The organism is Azospirillum sp. HJ39, from assembly GCF_041507355.1.
Lineage (GTDB): Bacteria > Pseudomonadota > Alphaproteobacteria > Azospirillales > Azospirillaceae > Azospirillum > Azospirillum thiophilum.
Genome location: NZ_CP167911.1, coordinates 2,256,266 through 2,281,477 on the forward strand (window position 1 = coordinate 2,256,266; position 25,212 = coordinate 2,281,477).

The 25,212-nt window shown below is 66.9% G+C and carries 17 protein-coding genes and 1 other RNA gene; 12 read left to right on the forward strand and 6 right to left on the reverse strand.

Annotated elements, in window-relative coordinates; genetic code table 11:
• Positions 1–2: 2 nt before the first annotated feature.
• From ABMY26_RS24035 to drmB, 5 genes are read left to right on the forward strand one after another with little or no spacing between them, the layout of a single operon-like run.
• A complete protein-coding gene (locus tag ABMY26_RS24035) occupies positions 3–1,466 on the forward strand; it encodes a protein NO VEIN domain-containing protein (RefSeq protein ID WP_372397138.1) in 1,464 nt (487 codons plus the stop codon).
• Positions 1,467–1,470: 4 nt separating this feature from the next.
• Complete coding sequence (locus tag ABMY26_RS24040; protein ID WP_372397139.1) at positions 1,471–2,919, forward strand: HD domain-containing protein; 1,449 nt, start codon at positions 1,471–1,473, stop codon at positions 2,917–2,919.
• Positions 2,900–3,424: a hypothetical protein gene (locus tag ABMY26_RS24045; protein ID WP_372397140.1), complete on the forward strand. Its 525-nt coding sequence runs from the start codon at positions 2,900–2,902 to the stop codon at positions 3,422–3,424. The genes ABMY26_RS24040 and ABMY26_RS24045 overlap by 20 nt, the downstream gene beginning before the upstream one ends.
• A gap of 29 nt (positions 3,425–3,453) precedes the next feature.
• Positions 3,454–6,966 (forward strand): DISARM system helicase DrmA, encoded by a 3,513-nt coding sequence (drmA, locus tag ABMY26_RS24050; RefSeq protein ID WP_372397141.1) that lies wholly within the window; start codon positions 3,454–3,456, stop codon positions 6,964–6,966.
• Positions 6,967–6,977: 11 nt separating this feature from the next.
• Entirely contained in the window at positions 6,978–8,855 is a 1,878-nt protein-coding gene (drmB, locus tag ABMY26_RS24055; protein ID WP_372397142.1) for a DrmB family protein, read from the forward strand.
• Between the two features lie 92 nt (positions 8,856–8,947).
• Here the strand turns inward: drmB and ABMY26_RS24060 are convergent, their stop codons facing one another.
• From ABMY26_RS24060 to ABMY26_RS24075, 4 genes are all read right to left on the reverse strand, one after another.
• Positions 8,948–9,262, reverse strand: coding sequence for a CcdB family protein (locus ABMY26_RS24060; RefSeq protein ID WP_372397143.1), 315 nt, complete (start codon positions 9,260–9,262; stop codon positions 8,948–8,950).
• Positions 9,262–9,555 (reverse strand): type II toxin-antitoxin system CcdA family antitoxin, encoded by a 294-nt coding sequence (locus ABMY26_RS24065; protein ID WP_372397144.1) that lies wholly within the window; start codon positions 9,553–9,555, stop codon positions 9,262–9,264. Before ABMY26_RS24065 ends, ABMY26_RS24060 begins: the two co-directional genes overlap by 1 nt.
• A 274-nt stretch (positions 9,556–9,829) precedes the next feature.
• A complete protein-coding gene (locus tag ABMY26_RS24070; protein ID WP_372397145.1) occupies positions 9,830–10,252 on the reverse strand; it encodes a hypothetical protein in 423 nt (140 codons plus the stop codon).
• Between the two features lie 421 nt (positions 10,253–10,673).
• Positions 10,674–11,588, reverse strand: a complete 915-nt coding sequence (locus tag ABMY26_RS24075) for a GGDEF domain-containing protein (protein ID WP_372397146.1) — start codon at positions 11,586–11,588, stop codon at positions 10,674–10,676.
• Positions 11,589–11,841: 253 nt separating this feature from the next.
• Here ABMY26_RS24075 and ABMY26_RS24080 point away from each other — a divergent pair, with 253 nt between their 5' ends.
• The gene (locus tag ABMY26_RS24080; protein WP_372397147.1) at positions 11,842–13,788 is read left to right on the forward strand and encodes a sigma-54-dependent Fis family transcriptional regulator; all 1,947 of its coding nucleotides are present in this window, start codon (positions 11,842–11,844) and stop codon (positions 13,786–13,788) included.
• Positions 13,789–13,955: 167 nt separating this feature from the next.
• Here ABMY26_RS24080 and ABMY26_RS24085 read toward each other — a convergent pair whose 3' ends face one another.
• Positions 13,956–17,639 carry a hydantoinase B/oxoprolinase family protein gene (locus ABMY26_RS24085; protein ID WP_372397148.1) on the reverse strand — a complete coding sequence of 1,228 codons (3,684 nt, stop codon included), beginning with the start codon at positions 17,637–17,639 and terminating at the stop codon, positions 13,956–13,958.
• 138 nt (positions 17,640–17,777) lie between these two features.
• Positions 17,778–18,341: a GNAT family N-acetyltransferase gene (locus ABMY26_RS24090; protein WP_372397149.1), complete on the reverse strand. Its 564-nt coding sequence runs from the start codon at positions 18,339–18,341 to the stop codon at positions 17,778–17,780.
• Positions 18,342–18,669: 328 nt separating this feature from the next.
• On the opposite strand from ABMY26_RS24090, the gene ABMY26_RS24095 reads away from it, so the two are divergent.
• The 6 genes from ABMY26_RS24095 to rnpB all read left to right on the forward strand — a co-directional run bounded on the left by ABMY26_RS24095 (position 18,670) and on the right by rnpB (position 24,741).
• A complete protein-coding gene (locus ABMY26_RS24095; protein WP_372397150.1) occupies positions 18,670–19,452 on the forward strand; it encodes a TerB family tellurite resistance protein in 783 nt (260 codons plus the stop codon).
• 129 nt (positions 19,453–19,581) lie between these two features.
• The gene (locus tag ABMY26_RS24100) at positions 19,582–20,718 is read left to right on the forward strand and encodes a hypothetical protein (RefSeq protein WP_372397151.1); all 1,137 of its coding nucleotides are present in this window, start codon (positions 19,582–19,584) and stop codon (positions 20,716–20,718) included.
• A gap of 115 nt (positions 20,719–20,833) precedes the next feature.
• Entirely contained in the window at positions 20,834–22,663 is a 1,830-nt protein-coding gene (locus ABMY26_RS24105; protein ID WP_372397152.1) for an ATP-binding cassette domain-containing protein, read from the forward strand.
• Entirely contained in the window at positions 22,660–23,538 is an 879-nt protein-coding gene (locus tag ABMY26_RS24110) for a DMT family transporter (protein ID WP_372397153.1), read from the forward strand. Before ABMY26_RS24105 ends, ABMY26_RS24110 begins: the two co-directional genes overlap by 4 nt.
• 7 nt (positions 23,539–23,545) lie before the next feature.
• Complete coding sequence (locus tag ABMY26_RS24115; protein ID WP_372397154.1) at positions 23,546–24,238, forward strand: N-acetylmuramoyl-L-alanine amidase; 693 nt, start codon at positions 23,546–23,548, stop codon at positions 24,236–24,238.
• A 99-nt stretch (positions 24,239–24,337) separates the two neighbouring features.
• Positions 24,338–24,741: RNase P RNA component class A (rnpB, locus tag ABMY26_RS24120), an RNA gene on the forward strand.
• Positions 24,742–25,212 lie beyond the last annotated feature (471 nt).

Sequence of the window (25,212 nt, forward strand, 5' to 3'; positions counted from 1 at the left end):
CGTTGGCCTTATTCATCAAGTGCAGTGCGCCCGCCGTGACCAATGGCATCCTGATTTTTCAGGGAAAGGTCGAGAAGGATACCAGACTCGAGGACGGTGACCCCGTCTTCATCTGGAGTTCAGAGACGAAGGGCGGCATTGGGCTTGCGATGAAGGGACATCTGAAAATCCCCGCCTCGGCCACGAAGCGGTCGACGCTGACGGTGGAGATCTCCAACGACAAGCCGAAGAGTTCTCTGACCAACGACCGGCTGGACAAGGAAAGAGATCAGCAGAAACTCCCCCCTGGATTGTGGGACAAGGTGCGAGGCTTCGCCCATCAGCGAGCGGTGGCACTCGATCCCGACGAGGCCGCGTATTTCGACTCCTATTTTACCGAATCGGCGTCATGGAGCATCGACAATGCCCCCATCGTCCTGCTGCACGGCATCGGCCTGACCCGCTACGACGGCACGCTCGACGGCTTCGTTCCCGGCGGCTTCAAATTTGCGGTCGCTCATGGCTATGGGCACGAAGTGTTCAACTTCAAGCCGTATCGCGGGCGCTGCTACGGGTATATGGAGATTCCCGGCCGCGAGAATGAGGACGAGGAATGGATCGGAAACTCCCTGAGTTTGGAGAAGGTGGGGGCTGATCGCGGCGACGCCTCCGTCGGGGGTGTTTTGGCGGTCTGGACAGCGCCGGACCCAGAAAGGCGCGGGCGTATCGTCGTCGGCTGGTACAAGAACGCGACCCTGTACCGCACGTCCCAGACGCCTCAAGGGCAGCACGCCAAAGCCCGTATTTTTGAAGAGGACGTTTGCACCTACCGCGTGTCGGCGAAGGCCGAGGATTGCCGCCTGTTGACGCCGGAAGAGCGCGTCCTGCTGCTTCCAGGCGGTGGCGTATCCGACATGCCGGGGCGCAGCAACATCTTCTACCTTTGCGACAAAGAGGCGCCCATCGCACGCAAGTTGGAAAAGCGCCTTCGCGCCTTCATCAAGGGCGACACGGTGGAACCAACGGCGAAACCTTTGCCGATTGGCACGCTGCAACAAGATCTTGAACGCCGCAAGAAAATCGAAAAAGCCGCTGTCGATCTGGTTTGGAGCCATTTCGAGGATCTCGACTACACAATTGAGGATCTGCAAAAATACAACGTCGGGTATGATCTGCGCGCCATTCGGGGCGATGAGGTTCTCTGCATTGAAGTCAAGGGACGTTCCGGAACCGACGTGATCGCCGACTTCACCGTGAACGAATACAATCATATCAACATGGCGACGGCGGGAAAATACCCGAACGGCGACAGCTATCGCATCTGCATTGTTACGGATGCTCTGACAGAGGGTCCTGGCTCGGAACTTCACCATTTTCGGTGCTGGCGTCAGAAGGGGGAGGATGTGGAGTGGCGGCGGGTGGACGGCACAGGACGATTGATCTTCGAGGATCGCGTTGCCGCCCGTGGCTCGATTTCGGAAGACTGAAACGATGGCCTTCACCGCGAAACCCCAGCGGATCCGCGACCCGCTGCACAACCTCATCGAATTCGACACCCGGCAATTCGAGCGGATGATCTGGCAGGTCATTCAGACCCGCCCGTTTCAGCGTCTGCGCCGCGTCCGCCAACTGGGCTTTTCGGAACTCGTCTACCCCGGCGCCACGCACACCCGCTTCGCCCACAGCATCGGCGTCTTCCACACCGCGCGGCGCCTGATGACGCTTATTGAACGCCATCTTGGCGACCAGTTCCAAGGTCATCAGGCGCATGTCGCGATGGCGGCCGCCCTGGTCCATGACGTCGGCCATGGAATGTTCAGCCATGCCTTCGAAGGCATCGGGAAGACCCTGAAGCTTCCCATGGCGCACCACGAGGCGGTCAGCGACCTGCTGATTCGCGACAGCGAGATCAGCGAGGCCTTCCGCAAGGAGTTTGGCAGCGGCTTTGCCAACGATGTGGCGGACGTGATCAAGCGCGGTCCCGGCAACCTCTATGACGCGGTCGTCTCAAGCCAGTTCGACGCGGACCGTCTGGACTACATGCAGCGGGACCGGCTGATGACCGGCGTCCGCAACAGCGCCATCGATTTCGACTGGCTGGTTGCCAATCTGGAGGTTGGCACCGTCACCCACGGCGTTGACGAGGAGGCCCTGCGGGAGATCGAGACCTTCGTGGTCGGGCCGAAGGCGCTTCATGCCGCCGAAACCTATGTGCTTGGCCTGTTTCAGCTCTACCCGAACGTCTATCTGCACAAGACGACGCGGGCCGCCGAAAAGGTGTTCTCGCTGCTGCTGCTCCGCGTCATAGAACTGGCGCAAGCCGGTCATGTGGCCAAAACCGGACTTTCCGACCGGCATCCGATCGTCCGCTTCGCCCTGGACCCGAATTCGCTCCCGCGCGCCCAGTCCTTGGACGACACGGTGTTCTGGGGCGCCTTGTCCATGCTGGCGGAGGCCGAGGATGCGGCGATTCGCGAAAACGCCCTGCGCCTGAGCGAGCGGCGCCTTCCCAAATGCGTCGACATCCGAAACGCCATGATCGCCGCGATGCGGATCGACCGCGCCAAGCCGTCCACGAAAGAGGAAAAGGACGAGGTCGAAAAAGGTCTGGAACGGGCCGTCCTGACCGTGGGGCAGCGCCTGAAGGAGTGGAGCGACACAAAATCCACCGGCACCCCCCGAATTCTCATCGACCAGGATTCCCGGGGAGCCTACAAACGCGTCCAGGAATCCAAGGGGCCTCTCAATCAGCTTCGCATCCGCGCGGCAGATGGTAGAATCCTGGATATGGCAGAAATCTCGCCCGTCGTGGCGGGTATCGAAAAATTCAAGCTCTTCCGTGCCTATTACGGCGAACAGGACGTTGAAGCCAAGACCGTGATCGACAGCATCATCCAGGAAGAATGCGGGAGACGAGACCATGATCCATCAGAAGCCTGACTGGCAGAAGGCCGCCGAGATCGTGCGGGACGCTGGCGGCCAGATCGTGGGCCGCACCCGATTGCAGAAAGTCGCCTTTCTCCTCGAGCTTGCCGGCTTCGGGGAAGGCTTTCCCTTCGAGTATCGCCATTACGGCCCCTACAGCGAGGCTCTGGCCGATTCCATCCGCGCGGCCAGCGTCTTCGACCTCGTCGATGAACGAGAACAGACGGCCAGTTGGGGGGGCATGTACTCCATCTATTCGGCGACTCCAGAGGCTGGCCTGCGCCGCGATGACGGGCGCGCGCGTTTTGCCGAAGCGGCGGCATCCATCGACTCGATCGAACTGGAACTCGCAGCAACCGCAGCTTTTCTGGCGGCCGTGGAGCGCAGCGACGACCCATGGGGGGAAACCGCGCGTCGTAAACCCGAGAAGGTGGAGGGTGGTCGGCTGGATCGGGCCAAGGACGCCTATCGCCGTCTCCTTTCGCTGCCGACCTCCAAGCCGCTTCCCCGCATCGTCTGATCCTAACGCCGTGTCCGGAGCGCCGTCCCTTGACCACCAGCGCCGATGTGCGTGCCCATCTCGTCACCACGCTGCGCCGCGATCTGGTCGGCCCCGGCCCGGAACAAGACGATGAGTATCTGTCCCGTGAACGGCTGTCCGAGAATCCGTCGCGCTGGTATCTGACCGGCTTTCTCGCCCCGTCCGACGACGCGCCCGCCCCCGACGATCCGCAGACGCAGGAAGAACGCGACATCTTCGCGGACCTGTCCGACGACGAGGGCGCCGCCGCCGACGAGGGCGAGACGGAGGCGCCGAGCGCGCGGCGGCGCTTTCTTCCGTCCTCGATCGGCCTGACGGTGCTGCTCGCGCCTGAGGTGACGGACTTGCAGGCGGTGGTGTCGTGGGGCGATTACGTCACCGAACCGCCGCTTCCCCCGACCATCCTGTTGGAGCCAGCGGAGGACCGTGGCGAGGACGGCGGCGGCAAGAAATCAGCCAAGCCCAAGGTCGAGTGGGTGCGCGTCCCGCGTCGCAGCGTGGTTCGCCTGCCGCTTCCCGATCCCGATGGGCGCGGCGCCGTCATCGTGCCCGACAGCGCGGCGGCGATGATGGCGGGTGGTGGGATGGAACTGCAGGTGCATGCCCGCACCCATCGGTTCGAGACGCCGGACGGCCCGGTGACGCAACGGGCCGTCACCGTGTTTCTGATCAATCGGCGGCCATCCATTTCCCGGCTTTACGCCGATGTCACCTATGCCTTCCAGGCGAGGCTCGATCTGCACTGCGACGCCGGGTTCCTGCCGCGCCACGATTTGTCCGGCTACCGCTCCCCCGACGACGATCTGCGTGTAGCCGACCTTCATTACCGCGACGTTGAGGAATACGCGGTCGGCCGCAACACCGCCGCCACCTGGGTTTCCAGCCCCGCGCGCCCTGACGGCGCACAACATGTTGTGCGACAGGTCCACACCGATCCGCTGCCGCTGGCCGAAGTCGAGCGTGTCGCCCCCAACCTGTCCATCGACGGCGTCGAGTTCGGCATGAGGATTCTGGCCGATCTGGCGGAGAGCGGGGCCGACGCCCTGGCGGCGAAGCTGGCGCCTCTGCCCCCGCTCTATTGCCAGTGGATCGACGCCCAGCGCGAGCGTGCAGACGCTTTGACCGCCTCGCGACGCCGGGAAACGGCGGAAACGCTGTTGAAGGGGATGGCCGACGCCCGGGACCGCATCGCCGACGGCATCGACCTGCTGCGGACCAACGATCGCGCCCGACTGGCGTTCCGGCTGATGAATCTGGCGGTCGAACGCGCCGCCCGCCGCCGCATCGCTGGTCCCAGCGGCGACCCGGACAAGGTCGGGGCGCAAATCTGGCGCCCGTTCCAGCTCGCCTTCATCCTGCTCAATCTGCGGGGGCTGGTCGAAAAGGGGCATCCCGACCGGGAGGTCGTCGATCTGCTGTTCTTCCCCACCGGCGGCGGCAAGACCGAAGCCTATCTGGGACTCGCCGCCTTCGCCATCGCCCACCGCCGCCTGTCCGCCAGCGGCGTTCTCGGGGCGGGCGTGACGGTGGTGATGCGCTACACGCTGCGTCTGCTCACGCTCGACCAATTGTCCCGCGCCGCCGGGGTGGTCTGCGCCCTGGAGCTGATGCGGACCGATCCAACCTTGACGGATGGAAACGGACGCCCTCTTCTCGGCGACTGGCCGATTGAGATCGGGCTGTGGGTCGGCTCCGACGCGTCGCCAAACAAGCTTGGCGGCAAGGGGAACACCGGCGACGACACCGCTGTGACCCGCGTGCGGGCGTTCCGCAAAACCGGCAAGCGCGCGCCGGCGCCGATCAAGGCTTGCCCCTGGTGCGGGACGGCCTTCGGTAAGGAATCCTTCGCCTGCGTCCCGAACGATCAGGCGCCGCACAACATGGAGGTGCGTTGCGTCAACCCCCACTGCGACTTCACGGGCAACCGCCCGCTGCCGCTGTTGACGGTCGATGAACCGATCTACCGCCGCCTGCCGGCTTTTCTCATCGCCACGGTGGACAAGTTCGCCAGCCTGCCCTGGGTGGGGGCCAGCGGTGCCTTCTTCGGCCATGTCGATCGCTTCCAGCCCGGGGTGGGCTTCCTTGGCGCCGCCGAACCGAAGGGCGGTGAAAGGCTTTACAACGGGTGGACGCTCGATCCGCCGGACCTGATCATCCAGGACGAGTTGCACCTGATTTCCGGCCCGCTCGGCACGGTCGCCGGTTTGTACGAGACGGCCATCGACCGGCTCGCCACGCGCGGCGAGGGGAGCCAGCGCATCCGGCCCAAGGTCATCGCCTCCACCGCGACGGTGCGCCGCGCCGCCGGTCAGATCCGCGCCCTCTTCGACCGCGAACGAACGGAGATTTTTCCGCCGCCCGGCATCGAGCGCACCGACAGCTTCTTCGCCCAGACCGTTCACGACGCGGACAACCCGCCGCGCTGGTACCTTGGGCTGGCGGCGCAAGGGCGCGGCCCGAAATTGGTCTTCCTGCGCGGATTGACCACCCTGCTCGCGGCGGCCGCCGCGGCCTTCGAGGATGGCGGTCCCGGTCCCAAGAATCCCGCCGATCCGTACATGACGGCGCTCTGCTATTTCAACGCCCTACGCGAATTGGGCGGCGCCCGGCGCATCGTCGAGGACGAGGTGCGCGACCGTGCGGGGCGTTACGGCACACAGCGGCGCCGTCTGGCTCCCGCGGATGGACCGTTCCAGGACCGCCGGATCGGTGAGCCTCTCGAACTCACCTCCCGCGTCTCCACCGATCAGGTCGCCGAGGCAAAACGGCGACTGGAACGGGTGTTCGGCGAGCATGACGACACGGTGGACGTGGCGCTGGCCACGAACATGATTTCCGTCGGTTTGGACATCACCCGCCTTGGCCTCATGCTCGTGCAAGGACAACCTAAGACAGCGGCCGAGTATATTCAGGCCACCAGCCGGGTGGGGCGCGATCCGGGACGCCCCGGTCTGGTCGTGACGGTTCTGAACCTTCACAAGCCCCGCGACCGGATGCACTACGAGCAATTTTGCCAGTTCCACCGCAGCTTCTACCGCGCCGTGGAGGCCACCAGCGTGACGCCTTGGGCCGCCCGCGCGCTCGACCGTGCGCTGGCCGCCATCGTGGTCGCGCTCACCCGCCATCTTGATCCGGCCCTGACTCCCGAACTCGCTGTCCGACGGCTGAAGGATATGCCGGACGTTCGCCGGAAGGTGCGGGACGCCATCGTTGAACGCGCGCCCGGTGGCGCTGTGGCCGGTGGCCGGGCGCATCTGGCAGCGCTGATTGATTCCCTTCTCGACGATTGGATTCGGGTCGCTGACGAACAGACAGCCAGTGGCTCGTCCTTCGCCTATGTGGATGCCCGCCTCCCTCGAAGGCTTTTGCACGCGCCCCTTGATCCCGCCGCGCAGGATCTGCCGGATGAGCATCGACGCTTCGTCGCTGGGCGCTCCATGCGCGATGTAGAGCCGAACGTGCTGCTGAAGCTGCGCGATCCCTGGGGCAATCCGATCAAGAACGCCGACGACGCCGTCTGAAGGACCGAGGCATGCCGAAAAACCTGCAACGCCAGAGCCAGATCATCACCACCTTCGGCCCCGGCGCCATGCTCGACCTGCCGACTCGGTCCGTGCTTGTTCGTGGCCTCGAGCATTGGGATATGAGGGAAAAAGCCTTCAAGCCCATTTCCGAGGCGCGGCTTGCGACCAAGCTCCAAAAGGAGTTGATCAAGTCCGGTCGTTTTCCCGAGGGAGTGACTCTGTCTTTGCGCTCGCCGCCGCTGGACAGCGACATCCCCGGTCGGGAGCCCCCCGGCGTCGAGGTCACGGTTTTTCCCACATGGTTCGTCTGCGATCCCGAAACGACGACCCTATTGGGGCCAGAACCTCGACGGCGCCGGCTGGTTCCCTGGAAGCAACTCGGCATCACCGGGGGGCGGCGGCAGTACGAACTCGACAGCGGCAAGAAAGTCGACGTCACCCCCATACGGTTCGTCGCCGCTTGCGAGAACGGGCACCTGCAAGACATCGACTGGCACTTCGTGGTGCATGGCAAGGCTCCTTGCTCGGAAACGATGTGGCTTGAGGAAAAGGGAACGAGTGCCGATCCACGCGATACCCGCATAGTTTGCGATTGCGGCAAGGCGCTGTCGCTGGCCCAGCTTTTTCAGCCTGGACGCTTGGGCATGTGCTGCGGCGAGCGCCCCTGGATCGGGGATCGTGACCCGATGGGCTGCGCGGAGAAGCTTAGGTTGCTGACACGAACCGCGACGAACACTTACTTTCCCCAGGTGGCCACCGTGATTTCGCTGCCACACGGCGAAGACGATCTCTCTCGGATCGTTCAGTCCCATCTGACCGATCTGGGAGACGTTCGATCCGTCGAGGACGTCGGACTGGCACGCCGCTTCAATCCTGCGGCTCGCGCATCGATGGAAGGCTACTCGAACGCGGACGTTTTCGCCCGTCTTGAGCGACTGCGCACGCAAAGCGAACAGGACGCCTCGTTGTCAACACGCGTGGCGGAGTTTGACGTCTTTGCCAGCGGACGCCGCGTCATTGGCGAAAATCGGTCAGACGCCCTTCTGTTTGCTGAAACCTTGCAACGTGACCACTGGGACCCGCAGGGATCGCCCCTTGCAAAAGGAATCGCGAACCTCGTCGCGGTCCATCGCCTTCGTGAGGTCTCCTGCCTGTATGGCTTTACCCGCTTCGAACCGGCGCCAACCTCGGTCGATGGCGAATTGGAAGATGTTCATCTTGCCGTTCATGGAGCGCCGTTAAGCAAGGATGCCGATTGGCTGCCAGCCGTGGAACAGTTCGGGGAAGGCCTGTTCATTCATGTGGACGGCGGGGCCATGGGCGAATGGCTGGCACGTCCCGCCGTTCAGGACCGGTTCCATCAACTCTTAGCCGGCCATCAGCGGTGGACGGAGCGACGACCCGAGGCAGCAAAGCGACCCTACAACATGCCGTACGTCATGTTGCACAGCCTTTCCCATGCCTTGATGACTGAAATCGCGCTCGACTGCGGCTATCCCGCGAGCGCACTCAAAGAACGTATCTACGCATTGGAAAGTCCGGCCCAAAAATCCCGAATCGACCGTTGCGGTATCCTAATCTACACAGCAACCGCCGGAAATCAAGGAACGCTGGGAGGCCTTGTCTCTACTTCCACCCGCTTCATTAGTATTCTTACTTCAGCGTTAAATCGTCTTTCTGTTTGCTCCAACGATCCGATTTGCGCAGATCATGAACCAGCATCAACCGAGGATGACCGTGCCCTACATGGGGCAGCGTGTCATGGATGCCTGCTGATCGCAGAAACGAGCTGTGAAAATCGTAATCTGCTGCTTGACCGTGGGGTTCTCGTGGAAACGATGAGTGACCACAAGGCTGGATTTTTTGGGGATCTCAGTGCTCCATAAGCCCCCTTAGAATGGCGGAAGTTTCATCAATACTGAAGATGCTTCCATCAATGTTGGGCGTAAAATTCACGGTGGAACCATACAGGATTTTGTCACTGCCCCTGTGCGATTAGGGCATCAAACGCGGCAATGATCCGGATATGCTCGCCGTCGAGATTCCCCACCGCGGGACCGAGCACGCGGGTGGGAATGGTCGCCATCTGAAGCGGGTTCAGGATGACCGCCGTGCCGTCGATGGTGAATTCCGGGTTCAGGATCGGGTCGCGATACCCCACTTCACTCGCCAGGACCAGCGGTGCGACGACACGATCGGCGCGGTCCTTCCAGCGGTCGCCCTGCACGACGAGGACGAACGGGATCGCGGCCCTGGTGCGACCTGGGTTGCGGTGGACGTCGAACTGCGACATCAGCCGTCCTCGTCATCCGGCATGAAGTCTCGGCTCCACTCGTCGGCGAAGCGACCATGCCGCTCGTCGAAGGCATTCCACGCCGCGGCGACCATCCGACGGTGTTCCTGATCGTCCTCCCGCTTCCGCCGTTCCGTCTGCGCCCACATAGCGAGGAGCGTCTCGATGGTCCCGGAGAGGTTGTCGGTGTAGGCTTGCGCGACGCGAACGAGGTCTTCGTTGAGCGTGACGTTGACACGCTTCTTCGAAGCCCCGACATCGTAGCCCGCTGCAGTTCGCTGGATGTGACTCATGTCGTCCTCCGCCGTGTCGTGTGTATGGTAATGCGCATTAGCGAGGCATGCAACTCCTCGGGGAGCGATGGAGTTCCTCCAGACGCCGGTTAGTTCGTCTCGTCTCGGGAGCCGTTTCCAGCATGCGAGCCGCCGTGATCCATGCCCAACGGCGAGCCCCTTTGGCGATGTCCTCGTGCGTCCCCTGAGCCTCTAATCTGTTCGGGGTAAAACGGTGTCCGGCCGGATGGAGCGCCGTCGCCTCGAGGACATCGAGTTCACTCCTGCTCGCTGCCTACCAGTGCAGGCGCAGGATGATGCGCTCGTCGGCCACACAGAGCGGCTGGCCCCGCTCGCTGGCCTTCTCGACCGCGGCGCCGGCGCCACGCAGCGCCGCCAGCGTCTTGGCCACATCGCCGACATAGCCGCCGATAAGTTCAGCCTCGGCCATGGCCAGCCGGATTCGGCCGCCTGTGCTGGTCGGGGCGCTGTGGCGGCGGCGCAGGCGCGCGAGATCCCGATCCAACTCGTCGAGACTGTCGGCGAGGGTCTCCGCGGCCGAACGCGCTGCCGGTGGGAGAGGCCGGTCGAGAGTGGCGCGGGGATGGCGACCGGCAGCGATCTCGCGTACCAGCGCGGCGGCGAGGCTACCGTCCTCCGCGTTGCCGGCGATGGCGGTCTGTGGGAACATCACGGTGTCGGGCATGCGGCTCTCCATGGTTGGCGGCCGTCCACCACCGACGGTGGCGGTTCTGGTGCCAAGCATGGAGAAGACGAAGATGGGAGCGTGTTGGTCCTGCTGAACCTACCGCCCAATCGGTCGCAGCCGGCCCGCCCATTCATCGACGCCTCGCATCGTCCACTCTGGACATATGGGATCGCTCCGACGCCAATGGGAAGTGGACGAGGCAACCTGCTCAAATCCTCAGCAGTCGATCTCGATCACAGGACTGTAACGATGAGAGCTCTCCGCTGCTACCATCATTGAAAACCCCCTGGCTTTCGCGAGAAAGTCAGGGGGTTTTTCTTTGTGCGGCTTCAAGAGGGCATGCAGTCGATTGCGGTTCCGCTGCAGCCGGGAGCATCGATGGTGCCGGGCCGACCCTACAACCGCCCCTTGCCCCGCCCCTACCCAGCCCCTACCCCGCCAACGACTTCGGCAAGCCGATCTGCGGTTCGACATCCACCCGGTTGCGGCCGGCATTCTTGGCGCGGTAGAGGGCGGTGTCGGCACGGGCCAGGATGGGTTCGATGCCGGTATCGCTGGCATTCAGCCATCCCAGGCCCAGGCTGACGGTCAGGTGCAACTCACCGCCGGTCTCCAGCGGGATGGCGGTCGCGGCGATTTTCTGGCGCAGGCGCTGGGCCGCGGCGAAGGCGTTGACCGGCGGGGTTTCCGCCATCACCACCGCGAACTCCTCTCCGCCCAGACGGCCGATGATGTCGCAGGCGCGCAAGGTTTCCTTGCAGGCGCGCACGGTGGCGCGGATCGCCTCGTCGCCGGTGGCATGGCCATGGGTGTCGTTGACCCGCTTGAAATGGTCGATGTCCAGCATCACCACCGACAGCGGGCGGTCGTATCGTCGCGAGCGGGTAAACTCTTCAGCCCCCCGTTCCAGGAAGCGGCGGCGGTTCAGGGCGCCGGTCAGGGCGTCGGTGGTCGCCAGCCTTTCCAGGTCGCGCTGCATCGCCACGACGCGGGAGGCGGCCAGCAGGCGCGCCGCCGTCCATTTCCAGTCCAGCGGCTTGCGCAGGAACTCGTCGGCACCGGCCTCCACCAGCTCGTGGAACTGGTCGGTCATGCTGCCGGGGATCATCAGGATCAGATAGAGATGGCGCAGCCCCTGGGCGGTGCGCAGGTGCCAGCACAGCTCCAGCCCGGTCATGTCATCCAGCCGGATGTCGGCCATCACCACGTCGAACCGCTCGCTCGCCACGGCCTCGATGGCGGCCGCGCCGGTCTCGACCACGCTCGTGGCGTAGCCGAGCTTGTTCAGCTCGTACACCATCATGGTCAGATGGCGCGGTGAATCGTCGACGATCAAGATCCGCAAAGTTGAAGGCTCCCGGCGATCCCGTCCCGTTTATGGAGCATGAGGCCGGACGTGTGCAAATGTCCTTAACGTCAGGTCACGGAAACATAACGAAAAGCCGGGTGATAAGGAATTTCTCCCACCTGGGCGGCAGGGAAAGACCCGCGTTCCGGTCTGATGCTTTTGCACACGTTGCGTCCCGGGCCGCCGGATTGCTACTGTGACCGCAATCCGTTCGCTGGGCAAGCGGACGATAAATGCGGGAGGCACGACCATGGACAGCGCGCGCGCGGCCCACATCGATGAACTCGTCCGTGTATCCGCCGGCGTGGCGTCGAGCCGCGATCCCATCATCGAAACCTCGTGGCGGCGCTGCGTCGCCGACCACAAGCTGGACCCCACCGTCGGGCGCGAGGCGCACATCCTGCCGCAGGAGCGGCTGCGCGAGCACCGCGACGCGATGGACGAATTCCTGCGCATGGCCCGCTTCGGGCTGGAGGCGCTGTACCGGCAGATCGCCGGCATGGGCTATGTCCTGCTGCTGACCGACAGCAAAGGCGTCACGGTTGACTTCATCGGCGACCCGACCTTCGACAACCACCTGCGCCGCGCCGGGCTGTATCTCGGCTCCGACTGGAACGAGGGCCATGCCGGCACCTGCGCGGTCGGCACCTGCATCGCGACAGCCGAGGCGCTGACCGTCCATCAGACCGACCATTTCGACACCACCCACATCCCGCTGACCTGCACCGCCGCCCCGGTGTTCGACAGCGGCGGCGAGCTGGCGGCGGTGCTGGACATCTCCGCCCTGCATTCGCCGGAGCCGAAGATCAGCCAGTATCTGGCCCTGCAGATGGTCAAGGCCTATGTCCACAAGATCGAAACGGCGAACCTCTACAACAATTACCGCCGCGACTGGGTGGTGAAGCTGTCCGCCTCGCAGGAGTTCGCCGAGGTCGACCCCGACTTCGTCCTGGCGCTGGACAATGGCGGGCGGGTCATCGGCTTCAACCACAAGGCCCATGACCTGCTGGCCGAGAACGGGGTGTCGCCGCTCGGCCGTTCCTTCGCCGAGCTGTTCGATTGCGAGGTCGAGGATCTGGTGCGCTTCGTCCGCTCGCTGCCCACCGACCAGCGCACGCTGCGCCTGCGCCGCACCGGCCTGCCGCTGTTCGCCCAGGCGATGCCCCCACCCGCCCTGACCCTGCCCCGCGGCCATGGCGCCGACCATGCCGCCGACGCCGCCCCGCTGCCGGAACCGCTGCGCGCCGTATCCGGCGGCGACCCGGCGCTGAAGGCGGTGCTGACCCGGGCGGCCAAGCTGGTCAACACGCGCATGAGCCTGCTGATCCATGGCGAGACCGGCACCGGCAAGGAGCATCTGGCCAAGGCCCTGCACAAGGCCAGCATCCGCCGGGCCAAGCCCTTCGTCGCCATCAACTGCGCCGCCCTGCCGGAGAACCTGATCGAGAGCGAGCTGTTCGGCTACGAGCCCGGATCCTTCACCGGGGCGACGGCGCGCGGCAAGAAGGGGCTGATCCTGGAGGCGGACGGCGGCACCCTGTTCCTGGACGAGATCGGCGACATGCCGCTGGCGTCGCAGACCCGGCTGCTGCGCGTGCTGGCCGAGCGCGAGGTAACGCCGATCGGCCGGACCAAGGCGGTATCCGTCGATGTCCGCGTCATCGGCGCCACCCACCGCGACCTCATCGAGCTGGTCAAGGCCGGCAGCTTCCGCGACGACTTGTACTTTCGTCTCAACGGCGCGGTGTTCACCGTGCCGCCGCTGCGCCAGCGCGGCGACCTCGACTGGCTGATCGAACGGCTGCTGGCCGAGCGCGCCGACCGCGACGACATGCCCTACCGCCTGACCCCGGCGGCGCTGGCGGCGCTGCGCGGCCATGGCTGGCCCGGCAATGTGCGCGAGCTGGTGAATGCGCTGGATTACGCCTGCGCGGTCAGCGACGGCGGATCGATCGACCTGGCCGATCTTCCGGAACCGGTGCAGCACAGCGGCCTGTTCCAGGCCTGGCCGGCGCCGGAGGAGATCGCGGAAGGTCCGGTCGCGGCGGAGGAGGATCCCGCCACCCGGCTGCGCGAAACTTTGCGGCGGCAGCATTGGAACGTATCGGCCACGGCGCGGGTGCTGGGGGTCGACCGGTCGACCGTCCACCGCCAGATGCACCGCTTCGGCATCGTGGCGCCGCACCGGGTGGAGTGACGGGGCAGAGTCGTTGCTGCGCATGCCCCCACCCTAACCCTCCCCCGCCTCGCAGGGGAGGGAACTCCGCCGCCCCGCTGCGAAGCATTGCGCTCACAAGCATCTTGCCCCCTCCCCCGCCCAGCGGGGGAGGGTTGGGGTGGGGGCATCCTCCCCGGGAACTTCCCTTACCCCGCCGCCCCATAGCCGCCGCCGCCCGGCGTCTCGATCACCAGTGCGTCGCCCGGCACGACCGCGGTGCGGTCCTGCGAGGCCAGTTCCTGCACGGTGCCATCGGCCCGCTGCACCCAGCTGCGGCCGAGCGCGCCGTCGGCACCGCCCTTCAGCCCGAAGGGCGCCACCTTCCGGTGGTTGGCGAGGATGGCGGCGGTCATCGGCTCCAGGAAGCGCAGGCGGCGGATCACGCCGTCGCCACCGCGCCAGCGCCCGGCCCCGCCGGACCCTTTGCGGATGCGGAAGCTCTCAACCAGCACCGGGAAGCGCCATTCCAGCACCTCCGGGTCGGTCAGGCGGGAGTTGGTCATGTGGGTCTGCACCGCGTCGGTCCCCGCGAAACCGTTGCCGGCGCCGGAACCGCCGCAGACCGTCTCGTAATACTGGTGCCGCTCGTTGCCGAAGGTGGTGTTGTTCATCGTGCCCTGGGCCGATGCCATCACGCCCAGCGCGCCGAACAGCGCGTCGACGATGCACTGGCTGGTCTCGACATTGCCGGCGACCACCGCGGCGGGCGGGTTGGGCGCCAGCATGGAGCCGGGCGGGATGACGATCTCGATCGGCCGCAGGCAGCCCTCGTTCATCGGGATCTCGTCGTCCACCAGACAGCGGAAGACATAGAGCACCGCCGCCCGGCAGACCGCGGAGGGGGCGTTGAAGTTGTTGGGCAACTGCGAGCTGGTGCCGGAGAAATCGACGATGGCCGACCGCGCAGCCCGGTCGATCGACACCCGCAGCTTGATCACCGCACCGTTGTCGAGCGTCACCGCGAAATCGCCGTCGCTCAGCACGCCGATGGCACGGCGGACCTGCTCCTCGGCATTGTCCTGGACATGGCGCATGTAGGCGGTGACGGTCGACAGGCCATGCAGGCGGACGACGCGGTGCAGGTCGCGCGTTCCCTGCTCGTTGGCTGCGATCTGCGCCTTGAGGTCGCCGATGTTCTGCGCCGGGTTGCGCGCCGGGTGCGGACCGGAGCGAAAAAGCTCAAGCAGCGCCTCCTCACGGAACTGGCCGTTCTCCACCAGCGGCACGCAGTCCAGCAGCACGCCCTCGTCGGCGATGGTCCTGCTGTCCGGCGGCATCGAGCCGGGAGTGATGCCGCCGACATCGGCGTGATGCCCGCGCGAGGCGACGAAGAACAGCAGGTCCCGGCCCGCCTCGTCGAACACCGGCGAGACCACCGTGATGTCCGGCAGATGGGTGCCGCCATGATAGGGGTCGTTGAGCGCGAAGCTCTCGCCGGCCGCGAACTTGCCTGCCTGCCGCTCGATCACCGCCCGCACGCTCTCGCCCATCGATCCCAGATGCACCGGCATGTGCGGCGCATTGGCGATCAGCCCGCCCTCGCGGTCGAACAGGGCGCAGGAGAAGTCCAGCCGCTCCTTGATGTTCACCGACCGCGCGGTCTTCTCCAGCGTCACGCCCATCCGTTCGGCGATGGACATGAACAGGTTGTTGAAGACCTCCAGCATGACGGGATCGACCTTCGCCCCGCCCTTGATGCCGGCGGCCTGACGCTGGGCCGCCGGTTCCAGCCGGGTCAGCACCAGATGGTTCTTGCGCGTCACCTCGGCCATCCAGCCCGGCTCGACCACGGTGGTGGAGACCGCTTCGGCCAGGATCGCCGGGCCGACGACACGGTTGCCGGGCTGCAACTGGCTGCGGTCGTAGAGCGGCGCCTCGCGGCGCTGCCCGCCGGTGTGGATGGCAACGGTGGCGAGCCGGCGCGGCAGCACCGCGGTGGCGGCGATGCGGTCGGGATCCTCCAGCACGTCGGTCAGGCCGACCGCCTCCAGCGTCACCGACTCGACCTCCAGCGCGGTGCCGGGGGTGAGGAAGCCGTAGCGCCGGCGGTGCGCCTCCTCGAAGGCCTTGGTCATCGCGACCCTGGAGCCGAAGGCGACGGTCAGGGTGGTGTCGGAGCCGGCGGCCTTCAGATGGACGCGGCGGTTGATCGCCTGCCGGCCGGCATCGACGCCCTGGCGGGTCAGCTCGGCCCGGCCCTCGGTCTCCAGGTCGGTGAACAGCATGGTCAGCCGGTCGACCACGGCGTCGCTGAGCGGCCCCTCGACCGCGCGCTCGCGGATGGCGACGGTGTCGGCCAGCCCGATGCCGTAGGCGGACAGGACGCCGGCCTGCGGGTGCAGGAACACCCGCGTCATGCCGAGCGCGTCGGCGACGGCGCAGACATGCTGCCCCGCCGCCCCGCCGAAGCCGTTCAGCGTATAGCCGGTGACGTCGTGGCCGCGCTCCACCGAGATCGTCTTGATGGCGTTGGCCATGTTGTCGACGGCGATGCGCAGGAAGCCTTCCGCCACCTCCTGCGGCGTCATCGCCGTGCCGAGCTTCGCATTGACGGTGGCGGCCAGTTCGGCGAAGCGGGCCTTCACCACCTCGGCGTCGAGCGGCTGGTCGCCGTTCGGGCCGAAGAGCTGGGGGAAGAAGCGCGGCTGGATCTTGCCGACCATCACATTGCAGTCGGTCACGGTCAGCGGCCCGCCGCGGCGGTAGCAGGCCGGGCCGGGGTTGGCGCCGGCACTGTCCGGCCCGACGCGGAAGCGGGTGCCGTCGAAGACGCAGAGCGAGCCGCCGCCGGCCGCCACGGTGTGGATGTGCATCATCGGCGCACGCACCCGCACGCCGGCAACCACCGCGTCGAAGGCGCGCTCATACTCGCCGGCATAATGCGAGACGTCGGTGGAGGTGCCGCCCATGTCGAAGCCGATCACCCGGTCGAAGCCGGCCATGCCGGCGGTGCGCACCGCGCCGACCACGCCGCCGGCCGGCCCCGACAGGATGGCGTCCTTGCCCTGGAAGCGGCGGGCATCGGTCAGGCCGCCGTTGGACTGCATGAACATCAGCGGCACCGGCATGCCGTCGACGCTGAGGTCGTTGGCGACCCGGTCGACATAGCGGCGCAGCACCGGCGAGAGATAGGCGTCGGCGACGGTGGTGTCGCCGCGGCCGACCAGCTTCATCAGCGGGCTGACCAGATGGCTGACCGAGACCTGGGTGAAGCCGACCGCGCGGGCCAGCGAGGCGACCTGCCGCTCATGCTCGGGATAGCGGTAGCCATGCATCAGCACGATGGCCGCGGCGCGGAAACCCCGGCGGTGGGCCTCCTCCAGTCCGCGGCGGACAGCATGCAGGTCGACCGGCTTCAGCACCCGGCCGTCGGCCATCACCCGCTCCGGCACCTCGACGACGTGGGAATAGAGCTGGTCGGGCAGATGGATGTGGCGGGCGAAGATCTTCGGGCGGGCCTGATGGCCGATGCGCAGCTGGTCGCCCAGCCCCTCGGTCACCAGCAGGATCGTGGGTTCGCCCTTGCGTTCCAGCAGCGCGTTGGTGGCGACGGTGGTTCCCATCTTCACCACCTCCACCGTGTCGGCGGGGATCGGCTGGCCGGGCTTCAGGCCCAGCAGGTCGCGGATGCCCTGGACGGCAGCGTCGGCATAGCGTTCCGGATTTTCAGACAGCAGCTTGTGGGTGACGACCGCCCCGTCCGGCCGGCGGCCGACGATGTCGGTGAAGGTGCCGCCCCGGTCGACCCAGAACTGCCAGCGGGCCGGTCTGGCCATGTCCGGCTTGGCCCCGTCCGCTCCGCCAACCGCCGCCCTGTCGTTCACGCCCATGGTCGCACCCGCCGAAATCCGCGCGCGGCAACCGCACCGCGCGTGGGCCGGAGTTTCGCGATCCGGCGGCGAATTTCAACCGCAAGCATGGCGGGCCGCACACGGGACGCGGCGCCGCGGCGGAAAGAGCACAGGGGATCAGGCGGCCAGACGGTCGCGCTGGAGACCGGACACGCCGGACAGGATGCTGTTGAAGGCGCCGCTGCCATCCTCCAGCGCTTCCAGCGCGATGGAGAACTGGTTGGGCGGCGGCAGTTCGAACATCGCGGCGACCTCGCCACCGTCCAGCGCGATCCGGCCGCCGAATCGGCGGGCCAGCGCCCGCATGCGGGCATTCTCCGGCAGACACATCATGTGGACATGGCGGATGCCGCGGTTGCGCGCGGCGGTCAGGGTGCGGCGGACCAGCGTGCTGCCGATCCCCTTGCCCTGCAGCGCCTTCTCGATGCCGATGCCGAATTCGGCCTGGTTCGGCCACAGGATGCGGTCGCCGCACAATTCGACGGCGCCGCGCAGCACGCCGCCCTCGAAGGCGCCGAGCAGGATGGTGCGGCCCCAGTCGATGGCGGCGCAATGACGCTCGACCGCTTCGTCGGACAGCGTGCCCATGAAGCGGGAATAGCGGTCGGTGCGGTCGAGTCGGAGAAGATGCGCCCGGTACTGCGACAGTTCGGTCGGCATGATCTTGCGGATGACGGTCATGGCTCTGCTCACGGGTTCTCGAAATTCGAAAACGCATTCGCGCAGAACGTTTTCCCCAGACCTTCGGACCATGCCCGGCGATCCCGGCGGATCGGGCGGGCGGCCACATGCTTATCACGGTGCGGGTGCTCTCGGCGGCACCCTTTGTTGCATTGCAACATGGCGCCTCGGGCGAATTCCGCAAGCGCTTATTAGAAATTTGCGATGCCAACAATGCAGGCCTGTTGCCGGGACGACACAGTTGGCCGACCCTCCCCCGGCCGCTATGCTGCCACGCGGTATCGGCCGGTTCGGGCAAGGGCCTGAAGACGAGAGCGGAAGACGGACAATGAGCATTTGGGGCAAGATTCTCGCCAGCGCGGCCGGGCTGTTCGCCGGCGGGCCGCTGGGTGCCCTGCTCAGCGGATTGGCGGGCCATGGGTTGGACATCTGGTCGCCCTGCGGCGCCAAGGACGAACCGCGCAAGCCGATGAGCGATGCCGAGGCGGAGGAGGCCAAGCAGACCGTCGCCTTCACCATCGGCGTGATCGCGCTGGCCGCCAAGATGGCGCGTGCCGACGGGGTGGTGAAGCGGGTCGAGGTCGATACCTTCAAGCGGCTGTTCCGCGTCCCGGCCGACGAGCTGGCGAATGTCGGCCGCGTCTTCGATCTCGCCCGCCGCGATATCCACGGGTTCGAGGAGTATGCCCGCCAGATCGCCAACCTGTTCGAGGATCGGCACGCGGTGCTCGAGGAACTGCTCGACAGCCTGCTGATGATCGCCGAGGCGGACGACGAGCTGCACGACACCGAGGTCGAATATCTGCACGCCGTCGCCGTCATCTTCGGATTCGACGAGGCCGAGTTCCGCCGCATCGTCGCCGGGCACCATCTGGCCGGCACCCCCACCGGGTCCGATCCTTATGCGGTGCTGGGCGTGCCGCGCCATGCAGACGGCGCGGCGATCAAGGCCGCACATCGCGCCTTGGTGCGCGAACACCATCCAGACCGGCTGGTGGCCCAGGGCATGCCGCAGGAATTCATCGATCTGGCGACCCAGAAACTCGCACTGGTCAATGCCGCCTACGACCGCATCCGCCGCGAACGGGAAGGCGCCGCCGCCCTGTCCTGATATCCGCGCACCAGGACGGAGCGCGTCGATTCCAGGTTGATTTCCGATAGCCTCTTTCCCGCATCGTGATTTATTGTTCCGGCGGGGCGGGTCACGCAAGGCCCGCGGATATCGGGAAGCGGAACGGCGATGCGGCGCACGGTCATCCGGACGATCTTCGGTGCGGTTCTGGGAACGGTCCTGACGGCGGTCGCTGCCTGCGGCGCGGGCGCACAGACCACGTCCCTTCCAGGCGGCGACGGCCCGCTGGTGCTGGGCCAGCCGCTCACGCTGGTGCTGGGGGCGCCGCCCGCCGGCACTGACTGCACTGCACAGGCGACGGCGATGAACGCGCAGGGGCTGGTCCTGGTCGCCAACGGCCAGGCCATTCCCGGAGCCCGCGCCAGCTTCGCCTGCAGCGCCAGGGGGGAGCTGGTGGGCACCGCCTCCACCTCGATCGCCGGCAGCGGCGACGAGGCCGCGCAACGGCGGGCGGCCTGGCAGGCGGCCTTCAACGGCTTCTTCAGCCTGGCGGGCGCCAAGACCCTGCCGGTCGCCTTCGGCCCGGCAACCGGCGGCATCGCCACCATGCCCAGGATGGTTTCGATCCAGGGCGCCAGCGAGCGCGACCTCGGGCTGGCGGCGATCTGGTTCGCCCTGGTGGCGTCGCTGTTCCTGTTCGCCTTCTTCCGCCATTTCGGACGCACCGATACCATCACCCCGGTAGCCGGCGTGCCGATGCCGGCCGGCTACCGGGCGCCCTACAGCCTTGCCCGCTTCCAGCTGCTGTGGTGGAGCGGAATCGTCACCTCCTCCTATGTCGGCATCCTGACCGTCACCGGGTCGATGGACACCGTCACCACCGGCACCATGGCGCTGATGGGAATCGTCGGCGGCACCTCCGTCCTCGCCGCCTTCCAGGACCGCAGGCCGAGCGACGACGACGACCGGCGCCGGCAGCATGCCGCCGCCTATCAGGCTGCCGCCGCGGCGACCCCGCCCGACCGGGCGGCGATGGCCGCCAGCCTGGACGAGATCTATCCGCCGTCGCAGGGGCTGCTGCCCGACCTGTTGAGCGATGCCGCCGGCTACAACATCCATCGGCTGCAGCTGCTGGCCTGGACCATGGTGCTGGGCATCACCTTCCTCTACGAGGTCACCCGCACGCTGGGCATGCCGGAGCTGTCGGCCAACCTGCTGGCCCTGACCGGCATCAGCAACGGCACCTATTTCGGCTTCAAGATGCAGGAACAGCAGGTGGCGACTCCAACAGGACCGGTGGCCTGACCGGACCCGGCCCGCAGGACGCAACCCGCCCAACCGTTTTTCCAGGTCGCGGCGGAGGGGGACGGCGCGCTATAACCCTTCCCCTCCCCTCAGTCTTCCGGCACACGAACGGTCCATGGCTCCTCCCGCACCCATCACGGCGCTCCAGGGCGTCACCGTCACCTTCGGCGGCGGCCCGCTGTTCGACGGCATCGACCTGTCGATCGCCCGCGGCGACCGCGCCTGCCTGGTCGGGCGCAACGGCTCCGGCAAGTCGACGCTGATGAAGGTGCTGGCCGGGTTGATCCATCCGGACGGCGGCACCGTCTTCGTCCAGCCGGGAGCCCGCATCGCCTATCTGCCACAGGAACCTGACTTCACCGGCTGCGCCACCGTCCACGATTATGTGGTGCAGGGCCTGCCCGCCGACGAGCAGGACGAAGCCCACCGGGTCGAGGCGGTGCTGGACCGTCTGCAGGTGGATGGCGGCCGAGATCCCCGCACCCTGTCGGGCGGCGAGTCGCGCCGTACCGCGCTGGCCCGCACGCTGGTCGGCAACCCAGACGTCATGCTGCTGGACGAGCCGACCAACCATCTCGACCTCCCCACCATCGAGTGGCTGGAGGGCGAGCTGCTGTCCTTCCGCGGCGGGCTGCTGCTGATCAGCCACGACCGCGCCTTCCTGAACCGGCTGGCCCGGCGCACGCTGTGGCTCGACCGCGGCACGGTGCGCGCGACCGACCGCGGCTTCTCCGACTTCGAGAGCTGGCAGGCCGAGGTGTTCGAGGCCGAGGAGGCCGCGGCCCACAAGCTGGACCGCAAGATCGAAAGCGAGATGAAGTGGCTGCGCGAGGGCATCTCGGCCCGGCGCACCCGCAACATGGGGCGCGTGCGCAACCTGCTGGACCTGCGCGGCGTGCGGGCCGAGCAGATCAAGGGCGGCCAGCAGGCCAAGCTCGCCATTGCCGAGGCCGAGCGCGGCGGCCGGCTGGTGATCGAGGCGACCGGGATCGCCAAGGGCTTCGACACCCCCGAGGGCCGCAAGACCATCGTGAGGAACTTCTCGACCCGCATCCTGCGCGGCGACCGGGTCGGGCTGATCGGGCCGAACGGCGCCGGCAAATCGACCCTGCTGAAGATGCTGACCGGACAGCTGGCGCCCGACGAGGGCACGGTGAAGCTGGGAACCAACCTCGACACCGCCTATTTCGACCAGCGGCGCGAGGGGCTGGATCCGGAGGACACCATCCGCAAGGTGCTGTGCCCCTTCGGCGGCGACGCGGTGATGGTCAACGGCCAGTCGCGCCACGTCGCCGGCTACATCAAGGACTTCCTGTTCGATACCCGGCAGCTCGACAGCCCGGTCAAGGCATTGTCGGGCGGCGAGCGCAACCGGCTGCTGCTGGCCCGCCTGTTCGCCAAGCCCAGCAACCTGATGATCCTCGACGAGCCGACCAACGACCTCGACATGGACACGCTGGACCTGCTGGAGGATGTGCTGGGCGACTACCAGGGCACGCTGCTGCTGGTCAGCCACGACCGCGACTTCCTCGACCGGCTGGTGACCGCCACCATCGCGCTGGAGGGCGACGGCACCGCCACCGAATATGCGGGCGGCTACTCCGACTATCTGGTGCAGCGCCCCGCCAAGGCGGCCCCCATCGCCACGGCCAAGCCGAAGGCCGCCGCCGCGGCTCCCGCCACGGCCGCCAAGCCGCGCGGCAAGCTGAGCTACAAGGACCAGCGCGAACTGGACGAGCTGCCGGCCCGCATGGACGGGCTGGGGGCCGAGATTGCCAAGCTGGAGAAGGCGATGTCCGATCCCGACCTGTTCGCCCGCGACCCCGCCAAGTTCCAGAAGACCGGCGAGCAGCTGCACGCCAAACAGGACGCCCTGGCCGCGGCGGAGGAGCGCTGGCTGGAGCTGGAGGCGATGCGCGAGGATCTGGAAGGCGGCCGGGGATGAGCCTCGCCCACACCCTCCAGGCACTCTTGGTGATGGCGTTGTGGGGGCTGAATTTCGTCGTCGCGAAATGGGCGCTGGCCGAATTCCCGCCGCTGTTCGTGATGTTCATCCGCTTCGCCCTGGTGGCGGCGCTGATCGTCCCCTTCTTCCGCATTCCCCGCGACAAGCTGTGGAAGATCGTGCTGCTCTCGGTGACGCTGGGCAGCATCCACTTCCCGATGATGTTCAGCGGCCTGAAGGGCATCGACGCCGCCACCGCCTCGCTGGCGGCGCAGGCGCAGGTGCCCTTCTCGTCCCTGCTGGCGGCGCTGGTGTTCAAGGACAGGTTGGGCTGGCGCCGCGGCGTCGGCATGGCCGCCGCCTTCGCCGGCGTGGCGGTGATCGCAGGCGAACCGCGGCTGGGCGAGTCGCTCCATTCGCTGCTGCTGATCCTGGCGGCCAGCATGGCCTTCGCCGTGGCCAGCGTGCAGATGAAGCTGATCGGATCGGTGAACGGCTTCGCCGTCAACGGCTGGATGGCGCTGTTCGCCATGCCGCAGCTGCTCGGCCTGTCGCTGCTGCTGGAACAGGGGCAGATGGCCGCGCTGGCCAACTCGACCTGGGTCGGTTGGGCCTCGATCGCCTACATGGCGGTCGGCGTCACCATCGTCGCCTACGGGCTGTGGTATCCGCTGCTGGGACGCTATGACGTCAACCAGACCATGCCGTATCTGCTGACCGTGCCGGTCTTCGGCGTCGCGTCCGGCGCCCTGCTGATGGACGACCCGCTGACGATCAACCTCGCCATCGGCGGGCTGTTGACGGTGGGCGGCGTGGCTGTGATCGTGAAGCGGCGCCCGCGCACCGTCAGCGAGACGGTCACCAACCCGACCTGATGTCGACATGAGCAGCTTCCGCCGGATCGACCGCCCTTCCCCCAACCATGGCCCGCGGGCCGCGGATGCGCGGGTCGAGCTGCTGATCCTGCATTACACCGGCATGCCCAGCGCCGCCCATGCGCTGGACCGGCTGTGCGACCCGGCGTCCCAGGTCAGCGCCCATTACACGGTGGACGAGGACGGCACCGTCTATGCCCATGTCCCGGAAGACCGCCGTGCCTGGCATGCCGGCCGGTCGAGCTGGCGCGGGGCCGGAGACGTCAACGGCCGTTCCATCGGCGTCGAGATCGTCAATCCCGGCCACGAGTTCGGCTATCGCCCCTTCCCGCCCGTCCAGATGGCGGCGGTCGCGGAGCTTTGCCGCGGCATCGTCGCGCGGCACGCCATCGCCCCCGCCGACGTGCTGGGCCACAGCGACGTCGCCCCGGACCGCAAGGAGGATCCGGGCGAACTGTTCGACTGGCCCGGCCTCGCCGCCCAGGGCGTTGGGATCTGGCCCACGCCGTCCCAGGCCGACGACGGTCCCGTTGCGGATGCGGATGTCGCCGCCCTGCTGGGGCGCTACGGCTACGATCCGGCCGGGCCGCGGGCGCTGCTGGCCTTCCAGCGCCATTTCCATCCCGGCACGCTGACCGGCGCCGCCGATGCCGGAACGGTGCGAAGCCTGCGCGCCCTGCTGCGGCTGACGGGGCGGTGACACCGGTCTTCCCGGCCAGCGCCGGGCGGGCCCGATTTCGCGCGGCACCCAGGATTTGGGATTTGCCCCCACGGCCGCTTCCCTATATGAACGACCGCGCCAGATGGCCGGATGGCCGCCTTCGGTTTCGACCGGGGGAGGAAAGTCCGGGCTCCACGGAAACACGGTGCCGGCTAACGGCCGGCGGGGGCGACCCTAGGGAAAGTGCCACAGAAAGCAAACCGCCGGGGCTTCGGCCCAGGTAAGGGTGAAAGGGTGCGGTAAGAGCGCACCGCGGACCCGGCAACGGGGACGGCACGGTAAACCCCACCGGGAGCAAGACCGAATAGGAGCGGCCCGGCCACCGTCCCCGCAACGGGACGGGCGTGGGCCAAGCGCGTTTCTGCGCCGCCGCTCGGGTTGGTCGCGCGAGGCGTCCGGGCAACCGGCGTCCCAGACGAATGGCCATCGCCCGATCCTTCGGGATCGGGATACAGAACCCGGCTTACAGGCCATCTGGCGCTTTTCCCCCTATCCCCTGCTCTTCCGTCCCGAAATTTGGCCCGGTCGGGCCGCATCCATCGACGGCCGTCCCATGGCGCCCCATGGGGATGCCCACCCATGCGCCCGCCCTCGACCCCGGAGGCCTGGATGGCCTGGGGATGGGACGGAATGGGCGTCATCCACAGCCCTGCGACGATATGGCCTGCCCCGCGCCACTCCCGCACCCGGCTCCCAGCCAGGCTTTTTAACGGTCATCCCCGAACCCTTCACGGTCCCGTCCACATTTTCCCCAGACTAATCCACAGCCGGTGGATAAGTGTGGGGCGCATTCCCATGCCATCCCATGATCGACCAGGCGTCCCCACCCAAGGACCTATGCCGTTCGCAGGGGTCGATTCGTACGCCCGAGAAACTATGGAACGCCTGCATTTTATTAAAGTGTCGGAACATTTGAGGAACGCGTGTGGATAACCTTATCCACATCGGCAGAG